7 protein-coding genes are annotated in these 9,806 nt (G+C 69.8%); 6 read left to right on the plus strand and 1 reads right to left on the minus strand.

The annotated features are described in order from the left end of the window. Window positions 1-72: 72 nt before the first annotated feature. Window positions 73-999, minus strand: a complete 927-nt coding sequence (locus BIV01_RS12750) for a heme o synthase (RefSeq protein WP_070416200.1) — start codon at window positions 997-999, stop codon at window positions 73-75. Window positions 1,000-1,423: 424 nt separating this feature from the next. On the opposite strand from BIV01_RS12750, the gene tkt reads away from it, so the two are divergent. The 6 genes from tkt (at window position 1,424) to pgl (ending at window position 9,752) form a co-directional block, all read left to right on the plus strand. Further along, a complete protein-coding gene (tkt, locus tag BIV01_RS12755; RefSeq protein ID WP_071296307.1) occupies window positions 1,424-3,517 on the plus strand; it encodes a transketolase in 2,094 nt (697 codons plus the stop codon). Window positions 3,518-3,646: 129 nt separating this feature from the next. After that, window positions 3,647-4,759 (plus strand): transaldolase, encoded by a 1,113-nt coding sequence (gene tal / locus BIV01_RS12760; protein ID WP_070416202.1) that lies wholly within the window; start codon window positions 3,647-3,649, stop codon window positions 4,757-4,759. Continuing rightward, complete coding sequence (locus BIV01_RS12765; protein WP_071303084.1) at window positions 4,759-6,357, plus strand: glucose-6-phosphate isomerase; 1,599 nt, start codon at window positions 4,759-4,761, stop codon at window positions 6,355-6,357. The genes tal and BIV01_RS12765 overlap by 1 nt, the downstream gene beginning before the upstream one ends. Before the next feature lie 23 nt (window positions 6,358-6,380). Continuing rightward, entirely contained in the window at window positions 6,381-7,919 is a 1,539-nt protein-coding gene (gene zwf, locus BIV01_RS12770; RefSeq protein WP_071296305.1) for a glucose-6-phosphate dehydrogenase, read from the plus strand. Next, entirely contained in the window at window positions 7,916-8,860 is a 945-nt protein-coding gene (locus BIV01_RS12775; RefSeq protein WP_070416205.1) for a glucose-6-phosphate dehydrogenase assembly protein OpcA, read from the plus strand. Before zwf ends, BIV01_RS12775 begins: the two co-directional genes overlap by 4 nt. Window positions 8,861-8,981: 121 nt before the next feature. Continuing rightward, window positions 8,982-9,752, plus strand: a complete 771-nt coding sequence (pgl, locus tag BIV01_RS12780; protein WP_071296304.1) for a 6-phosphogluconolactonase — start codon at window positions 8,982-8,984, stop codon at window positions 9,750-9,752. Window positions 9,753-9,806: the final 54 nt, after the last annotated feature.

Here is a 9,806-nt window from a genome sequence, read left to right on the forward strand (position 1 = left end):
CGTACGACAGCGACGATGTCGCACGGGGTCCGCAGCCGAGACGGCCGCGCGCGGGGCCGCGCCCGCCCCGCGCTAGAAGGTGAAGACCTGCGGCAGCAGCGGGTCGATGCCCACGGCGATGAACAGCAGCGTCAGGTACGTGATCGAGCTGTGGAAGACGCGCATCGGCTGCACGTGCTCCACGTGCTGGATCGCCCGCGAGTACAGCCGGTGCGACTCGACGACGAACCAGATGCCACCGGCCAGCGCGACCACCGTGTAGAGCGGCCCCATGTGCGCGACCGGGATGAGCAGCAGCGAGCAGACGAGCGTCGCCCACGCGTACAGGACGACCTGCAGACCGACCACCGTGCGACCGCGGACGACCGCGAGCATCGGCACGTCGGCGGCGTCGTAGTCGTCGCGGTACTTCATCGACAGCGGCCAGTAGTGCGGCGGCGTCCAGAGGAAGATCACCATGAAGAGGATGACCGGCGCCCAGGTCAGCGACCCGGTGACGCCCGCCCAGCCGATCAGCACGGGCATGCAGCCGGCCGAACCGCCCCAGACGATGTTCTGCGGGGTGCGGCGCTTGAGCCACAGCGTGTAGACGAAGACGTAGATGAGGATCGCGATGACGCTCAGGGCGGCCGCGAGCCAGTTCACCAGGAACCCGAGGACCGCGGTCGAGGCGACGCCGAGCACCCACGAGAAGACGAGTGCCTCACGGTCGGAGAGCTCACCCGTGACGAGCGGCCGGGTGCTCGTGCGCTTCATGAGCCGGTCGATGTCGCGGTCGATGTAGCAGTTGAAGGCCGAGGCGGACCCGGCCGACATCGCGCCACCGAGCATCGTCCAGAAGACGAGCCACAGGTCCGGCACCCCGCGCTCGGCGAGGAACATCGTCGGTGCCGTCGTGACGAGCAGCAGCTCCATGACCCGCGGCTTCGTCAGCGAGACGTAGGCACGCACCTTGCGCGACAGCGTCGAGCGGGGTCGATCGGTGTCGGGCCGGGTCACGGTGGCAGTCGGCAAGGGAACCTCAGTCTGTTCGCGTCAGCTCACACGCTCGGTGGACGGCTCCGTCGTCGTCGGGGCGTGCGTCGACCCGGAATGCGCACGGGTCCCCGACAGTTTACGTGATGGAGGCGCCGCGATGATGCCCCGCCCCGCCATCCGGACCGAAGTCACCCACCGACACGCCCGGCCGACGGCGGGTCCCCGCGACGACGAGTGAACAACCGGCGTCACCTGAACCCCTTCTGAGTGCATGGTCACTATGCTGGAGTCGCCCTCCCGCAGTGCGTGCCCCGATGACGTCGGCCGCGAAGAGCCGGTCGGCCGCCGCGAGACGGCGACCCGACGAAGGCCCCGGGATGGCGATCATGTCCGTGCGATGGCACGAGCCCTCGCACATGTCGCATCAAGAAGGGTCAACATCCAAGTGGCTGAATTCACCTGGGACGCCATCGACAGGAAGGCCGTCGACACGGCCCGCGTACTCGCCGCCGACTCGGTCGAGGCCGCCGGCAACGGTCACCCCGGCACCGCGATGAGCCTCGCGCCGGTCGCCCACCTGCTCTTCCAGAAGGTGATGCGTCGCGACCCCAGCGACTCCACCTGGATCGGCCGCGACCGCTTCATCCTCTCCGCCGGTCACGCCTCGATCCTCCAGTACGTGCAGTTCTACCTGCACGGCTACGGCCTCGAGCTCGAGGACCTCCAGCACCTCCGCAAGTGGGGCTCGAAGACCCCGGGTCACCCGGAGTACGGCCACACCGACGGCGTCGAGATCACCACCGGCCCGCTCGGCCAGGGCCTCGCCTCGGCCGTGGGCTTCGGCTACGCGCAGCGCTTCGAGCGCGGCCTCTTCGACCCGGAGACCGCCGACGGCGAGTCGCCGTTCGACCACTTCACCTACGTGATCGCCGGTGACGGCGACATGCAGGAAGGCGTCACGAACGAGGCCGCGAGCCTCGCCGGCCGCCAGCAGCTCGGTCGTCTGGTCGTCTTCTACGACTCGAACCAGATCTCGATCGAGGACGACACCGACATCTCCTTCTCGGAGAGCGTCCCGGACCGCTACGAGGCGCTCGGCTGGCACGTCCAGACGGTCGACTGGAAGAAGACGGGCGAGTACTCGGAAGACGTCGAGTCCCTCTTCGCCGCGGTCGAGGCCGCCAAGGCCGTCACCGACAAGCCGTCGCTCATCGTCCTCAAGACGATCATCGGCTGGCCGTCGCCGACCAAGCAGAACTCCGGCAAGATCCACGGCTCCGCCCTCGGTGGCGAGGAGCTCAAGGGCCTCAAGGAGGTCCTCGGCTTCGACCCCGAGCAGACCTTCCACGTCGACCCCGAGGTGCTCGAGTACACCCGCGGTGCCGTCGCCAAGGGCCAGGCGCAGCACGCCGAGTGGCAGAAGACCTTCGACGCGTGGGCCGCGGCCAACCCCGAGAAGAAGACGCTCCTCGACCGCATCAACGCCGGCGAGCTCCCCGAGGGCCTCGAAGAAGCCCTCCCGGTCTTCCCGACCGAGAAGGCCGTCTCGACCCGTGCCGCGTCCGGCAAGGTCATCAACGCCATCGCACCGCTCATGCCCGAGTTCTGGGGCGGTTCGGCCGACCTCGCCGAGTCGAACCTGACCACGATCGAGGGCGCCAAGTCCTTCGGTCCGGTCGAGGCCTCGACCAAGGCGTGGAGCACCGACCCGTACGGCCGCGTGCTGCACTTCGGCATCCGCGAGCACGCGATGGGCTCGATCCTGTCGGGCATCGTCCTGCACGGGAACACCCGCCCCTTCGGCGGCACGTTCCTCATCTTCAGCGACTACATGCGTCCGGCGGTCCGTCTCGCCGCGCTCATGCAGGCGCCGGCGATCTACGTCTGGACGCACGACTCCGTCGCCCTCGGCGAGGACGGCCCGACGCACCAGCCGATCGAGCAGCTCAGCGCCCTCCGCGCGATCCCGGGTCTGGACGTCGTCCGCCCGGCCGACGCCAACGAGGTCGCCTACGCCTGGCTCGAGATGCTCAAGCACAAGGACCGCCCGGCCGGCATCGCGCTGAGCCGTCAGAACCTCCCCGTGTTCGAGCGTGGCGAGGGCGACGCCTCCGGTGAGGTCTTCGCCTCGGCGAAGAACGTCGCCAAGGGCGCGTACATCCTGGCCGAGGCGCCGAACGGCACCCCCGACGTGATCCTCATCGCGACCGGTTCCGAGGTCCAGATCGCCGTCGAGGCACGTGAGCAGCTCAAGGGCGAGGGCATCAACGCCCGCGTCGTGAGCGCCCCGTCGCTCGAGTGGTTCCGCGCCCAGTCCGAGAACTACCAGGACCAGGTACTGCCGAAGAACGTCACCGCGCGCGTCTCGGTCGAGGCCGGGATCGCCATGAGCTGGCGCGACATCATCGGCGACAAGGGCCGCAGCGTCTCGATCGAGCACTTCGGTGCCTCGGCCGACTACCAGACGCTGTTCAAGGAGTTCGGCTTCACGACGGAGCACGTCGTGGCCGCCGCGAAGGAATCCCTCGCGGCTTCCTGACCCCCCGAGGGCCGGGTCCGGTTCGCCGGATCCGGCCCTTCTTCCGGGAGGCGCGGCTCGGCCCCGCCACGCGCCTCCCGGTCCCCCAGACCCCGGCCACCAGGCCGATGAAGGAAAGAAGAGAAACACATGGCTGAGAACACCCCCACCGCCGCGCTCTCCGCGGTCGGCGTGAGCATCTGGCTCGACGACCTGTCCCGCGAGCTCCTCGAGACCGGCAAGCTCGAGTCCCTCATCGCCGAGAAGAACGTCGTCGGCGTCACGACGAACCCGACGATCTTCGCCTCGGCCCTCGCCAAGGGCGAGCGCTACGACGCACAGGTCAAGGAGCTGGCCGCCGCCGGCACCGAGGTCACCGACGCGATCTTCGAGATCACCACGCAGGACGTCGCCAACGCGTCCGACGTCTTCAAGCCGATCTACGACTCGACCAAGGGCTTCGACGGCCGCGTGTCGATCGAGGTCGAGCCGGGCCTCGCGCACGAGACCCAGAAGACCATCGAGCAGGCCAAGTTCCTGTTCGACAAGGTCGGCAAGGAGAACGTCCTCATCAAGATCCCGGCAACGGTCGAGGGCCTCGAGGCCATCACCGAGGTCATCGCCGCCGGCATCTCGGTCAACGTCACCCTGATCTTCTCGCTCGAGCGCTACCGCGCCGTCATCGACGCCTACCTCGGTGGCCTCGAGAAGGCCAAGGCCGCCGGCCACGACCTCTCGAAGATCCACTCGGTCGCGTCCTTCTTCGTGTCGCGCGTCGACTCCGAGATCGACAAGCGTCTCGACGCCGTCGGCACGGACGAGGCGAAGGCCCTCAAGTCGAAGGCCGGCATCGCCAACGCGCAGCTCGCCTACCAGGTCTGGACCGAGGCGTTCGCCTCCGAGCGCGCCCTCGGCCTGCTCGAGGCCGGTGCGAACACCCAGCGTCCGCTCTGGGCCTCGACCGGTGTCAAGGACCCGTCGCTCCCCGACACGCTCTACGTGACCGAGCTGGCCGCGCCGAGCACCGTCAACACCATGCCGGGCAAGACGCTCGACGCCACGTTCGACCACGGCGAGATCCACGGCGACGCCATCGCCGGGTCGTTCGACGCCGCGCAGCAGGTCCTCGACCAGCTCGCCGCCCAGGGCATCGACTACGACGACGTCGTGGCGCTGCTCGAGAAGGAGGGCGTCGACAAGTTCAACGTCTCGTGGGGCGAGCTCGTCGACACCGTCAAGAACGCACTCGAGGGCGCCAAGTAGTGACGGTTTCCATCGCCGCCAGCGGTGACGCGGCGCGGGCCATCGACCAGGTGGTCCCGCGTCTCGTCACCGATCTGGTGGCGTCGGGCATCACCGCCCAGGACCCCGAGCTCTGGGGTCCCGACGCCGAGGCCGAGGCGTCGAAGCGCCTCGGCTGGGTGGAGGCCGTCTCGGTCTCCCGCCCGCTCGTCGCCGAGGTCGCGGCGCTGCGCGAGTCACTCCTCGCCGAGGGGGTCGACCACGTCGTCCTCGCCGGCATGGGCGGCTCGTCGCTCGCGCCCGAGGTCATCACCCGGACCGCCGGCGTGCCGCTCACGGTCCTCGACTCCACCGACCCGGCGCAGGTCCGCGCCGCCGTGGAGCACCAGCTGGACCGCACCGTGCTCGTCGTGTCCTCGAAGTCGGGTTCGACCCTCGAGACCGACTCGCAGCGCCGTGTCTACGAGCAGGCCTTCCGCGACGCCGGCATCGACCCGGCGAAGCGCATCGTCGTCGTCACCGACCCGGGCTCCCCGCTCGAGGCCGTCGCGACGGACGCCGGGTACCGCGTCTTCACCGCCGACCCGAACGTCGGCGGCCGCTACTCCGCACTGACCGCGTTCGGCCTCGTGCCGTCCGGCCTCGCCGGTGCCGACATCGCGGAGCTCCTCGACGAGGCCGACGCCATCTCGGCGCTGCTCTCGGTCGACATCGACGAGAACCCGGGCCTCGTGCTCGGCGCCGTCCTCGGGGGCACCGCGCCCCTCCGCTCCACGATCGGCATCGTCGCGGACGGCACCCACATCGTCGGGTTCGGCGACTGGGCGGAACAGCTGATCGCGGAGTCCACCGGCAAGGACGGCCGCGGCTTGCTGCCGGTCGTGCTCGACGTCGACTCCCCCGAGGTGACCGCTGGACTGCCCGACCTGCAGGTGATCCGACTCGTCGGCTCCCGCGAGGACGAGCGCCACGTCGCCGAGGGCGAGGTCGAGATCACCGGCACGCTCGGCGGCCAGCTCCTCGTGTGGGAGTACGCCGTGGCCGTCGCCGGTCGACTGCTCGGCATCGACCCGTTCGACCAGCCCGACGTCGAGGCCGCCAAGTCCGCGGCCCGCGCCCTCCTGGACGACCGCCCGGCACCGACCGAACCGGCCTTCACCGAGGACGGCACCGCGGTCCACGCGACCGAGGGCCTGGCGGTCGGGACGACGATCGCGGAAGCCGTGTCGCGCCTCCTGGACCACGTCGGCCCCACCGGCTACCTGGCCGTGCAGGCGTACGTGGACCGCACCGCGAACCCGGACCTCGAATCGCTGCGCGACGCCTTCGCGGCGCGCACCGGCCGACCCGTCACGTTCGGCTACGGACCGCGCTTCCTGCACTCGACCGGCCAGTACCACAAGGGCGGCCCAGCGAACGGCGTGTTCCTCCAGATCGTGGCCGACGAGCCCGACGACCTGGCCATCCCCGGTCGTCCGTTCACGTTCGGCCAACTCATCCAGGCCCAGGCCTCCGGCGACGCGAGTGTCCTCGCGCAGCACGGCCGCCCGGTCCTGACCCTCACGACGACGGACGTCGCAGCTGCCACCGCAGCACTGACGGCCGCCGTCACCCTCTGACTCTCGAAGGAGTTCACCGACTCATGTCACCGGTGGCAATCACCCCGGAGCACAACCCGCTCCGGCTGCCGACGGATCGTCGACTGAACCGGATCGCGGGACCCAGCACCCTCATCATCTTCGGCGTGACGGGCGACCTGTCCCGCAAGAAGCTGATGCCCGCGGTCTACGACCTGGCGAACCGAGGGCTCCTGCCCCCGGGGTTCGCCCTCGTCGGGTTCGCTCGACGTGACTGGGAGGACCAAGACTTCTCCCAGCTCGTCCACGACGCGGTCCAGGAGCACTCTCGCACCCCGTTCGACGAGGACGTTTGGCGTCAGCTCGAACAGGGCATCCGGTTCGTCCAGGGATCGTTCGACGACCCCGAGGCGTTCCGCGAGCTCAAGCGGACCGTCGACACGCTGGACGCGGAGCGCGGGACGCTCGGCAACCATGCGTTCTACCTGTCCATCCCGCCGAAGATGTTCCCCGTGGTCACCGAGCAGCTCAAGCTGTCCGGGCTGACCGAGAAGCGCGAGGACTCGTGGAGCCGCGTGGTCGTCGAGAAGCCCTTCGGCTCCGATCTCCGCACGGCGCGCGAGCTGAACGCGATCGTCGAGAGCGTCTTCGCTCCGGACGACGTGTTCCGCATCGACCACTACCTCGGCAAGGAGACCGTCCAGAACCTCCTGACGCTGCGGTTCGCGAACCAGATGTACGAACCCATCTGGAACTCGAACTACGTGGACCACGTGCAGATCACGATGGCCGAGGACATCGGCGTCGCCGGACGTGCCGCGTACTACGACGGCATCGGTGCGGCGCGCGACGTCATCCAGAACCACCTCCTGCAGCTCCTCGCGCTCACCGCGATGGAGGAGCCGGTCTCGTTCAAGGCGGCGGACCTCCGCGCCGAGAAGGAGAAGGTCCTCTCCGCGGTGCGCCTGCCCGAGGACCTCTCGACCGCCACGGCCCGCGGGCAGTACGCCGGCGGCTGGCAGGGCGGCGAGAAGGTGCTCGGCTTCCTCGAGGAAGCGGGCATGGACCCCGAGTCCGGCACCGAGACCTACGCGGCGATCAAGCTCGACATCGCGACCCGTCGCTGGCAGGGCGTCCCGTTCTACCTCCGCGCCGGCAAGCGTCTCGGTCGCCGCGTGACCGAGATCGCGATCGTGTTCAAGCGTGTCCCCGAGGACGTCTACGGCAACTCGCAGTCGCCCCTCGGCCAGAACGCGCTCGTCATCCGTGTGCAGCCGGACGAGGGCGTCACGCTCCGCTTCGGCTCGAAGGTCCCCGGCGTCGGCACCCAGGTGCGCGACGTGACGATGGACTTCGGCTACGGCCACGCGTTCACCGAGGCCTCGCCCGAGGCGTACGAGCGACTCATCCTCGACGTGCTCCTCGGCGACCCGCCCCTGTTCCCCCGTCACCAAGAGGTGGAACTGTCGTGGAAGATCCTCGACCCGATCGAGGAGTTCTGGGCCACGCAGGGCCAGCCCGAGCAGTACCGTCCCGGCACGTGGGGCCCGGCATCCGCCGACGCCCTGCTCGCCCGCGACGGCCGGACCTGGAGGCGTCCATGAAGATCGACCTGCCGAACACCACGGTCTCGAAGATCCAGAAGAAGCTCGTCCACATCCGCGAAGAGGGCGGCGCCGTCGCCCTCGGTCGTGTCCTGACCCTCATCATCTCGACGGCCCTCGGCCACGAGGAAGAGGCGATCGAGGCCGCGAACGAGGCGTCCCGCGAGCACCCGATGCGTGTCATCATCGTGTCGAAGAACGACGGCGACACGAAGTCGCCCGGTCGCCTCGACGCGCAGATCCGCGTCGGCAGCGACGCGGGTGCGAGCGAGGTCATCGTCCTCCGCGCCTACGGCGAGACCGCGACCGACGAGGAGAGCCTGGTCACGGGGCTCCTGCTGCCGGACGCGCCCGTCGTGGCCTGGTGGCCGCAGACCGCCCCGGAGCAGCCCTCGGCGTCGGCCCTGGGTCGCATCGCCCAGCGACGGATCACCGACGCGGCCGCGCAGAAGGACCCGAACGGCGCGATCGAGGCCCTCGGTGCCTCGTACGTGCCGGGCGACACCGACTTCGCGTGGACCCGACTGACCCTGTGGCGGAACCAGCTCGCCGCGGCGCTCGATCAGCCGCCGTACGAGCCGATCACCGCCGTCGAGGTCTCGGGTGCGTACGACAGCCCGTCGACGATCCTGCTCGCCGCCTGGCTGCAGCTGCAACTCGAGGTGCCGGTGGCCGTCGTCACGTCCCCGCGTGCGACCGGGTCGAGCGGCATCCACGGCGTCAAGCTCGTGCGCGAGTCCGGCACCATCGAGCTCGAGCGGTCCCTGGTGGACGTCGCGACGCTCTCGATGCCCGGGCAGCCGACGCACGACCTGTCGCTGCCGCGCCGCAACCTGCGCGACTGCCTGGCCGAGGAACTCCGTAGACTCGACCCGGACGTCCTCTTCGGAGACGTCGTCAAGCACGGGGTCCCCCAGCTGCGCGAGTCCATCGCCGGCTGAGCAAGCCCCACACGACCGGTCGGGCCGGCCGTCGTTCGTCCAGCGCGAGCGGCGGCCGGCCCGGACGGTCGGACCGACGGTGGTCGTACGACCGGTCGACCACCACGAACACGGGAGTCACGTGACCAACGAACGGCGGGTGCTGGTGCACCCGGACAAGCAGGCCCTCGGCGCTTCGGTCGCCGCACGCTTCATCACGAAGATCATCGACGTGCTCGACGAGCAGGAGCGCGCGGACATCGCCATCAGCGGTGGCTCCGTGTCGTCCCTCGTCCTCGCCGCGATCGGCCAGTCGCCGGCGCGTGAGAGCGTCGACTGGTCGAAGGTGCACGTGTGGTGGGTCGACGAGCGCTGGGTGCCCGCGGGCGATGCCGATCGCAACATCACCGGCACGCAGACGGACTTCTTCGACCACGTCGACATCCCGGAGTCGAACATCCACCCGATCGCGGCGTCGGACGCTGGCATCTCGATCGAGGACGCTGCGACCCGCTACGAGCAGGAGCTCCACGCTGCCGCGCCGGACGACGCCATCGCGCCCCGGTTCGACATCACGCTCCTCGGGGTCGGACCCGACGGTCACACCGCGTCGCTCTTCCCGGAGTTCCCGCAGCTCACGGTGACCGACCGCATCGTGCTCCCGGTGGACGACTCCCCCAAGCCGCCGCCGCAGCGCCTGACCCTCACCTACCCGGCGATCAACGCGTCGCAGCGGGTCTGGGTCATCCTGTCGGGTGCCGAGAAGGCCTCGGTCCTCGGGCTGGCGCTCGCGGGTGCCTCGGTCGACGAGGTCCCCGTCGGTGGCGTGCAGGGGCGCAAGCGCACCGTGTTCTTCGTGGACCAGGACGCCGCTCGCGACGTCCCCGAGAACCTCATCGCGTCGACGTACTAGACGCGGGTCCCTGACGGACGGGAGGCGCGGTGCCGGCTGGCACCGCGCCTCCCG

It is taken from the genome of Curtobacterium sp. MCBA15_013, from assembly GCF_001865095.1.
In the GTDB taxonomy this organism is placed as follows: Bacteria; Actinomycetota; Actinomycetes; order Actinomycetales; family Microbacteriaceae; genus Curtobacterium.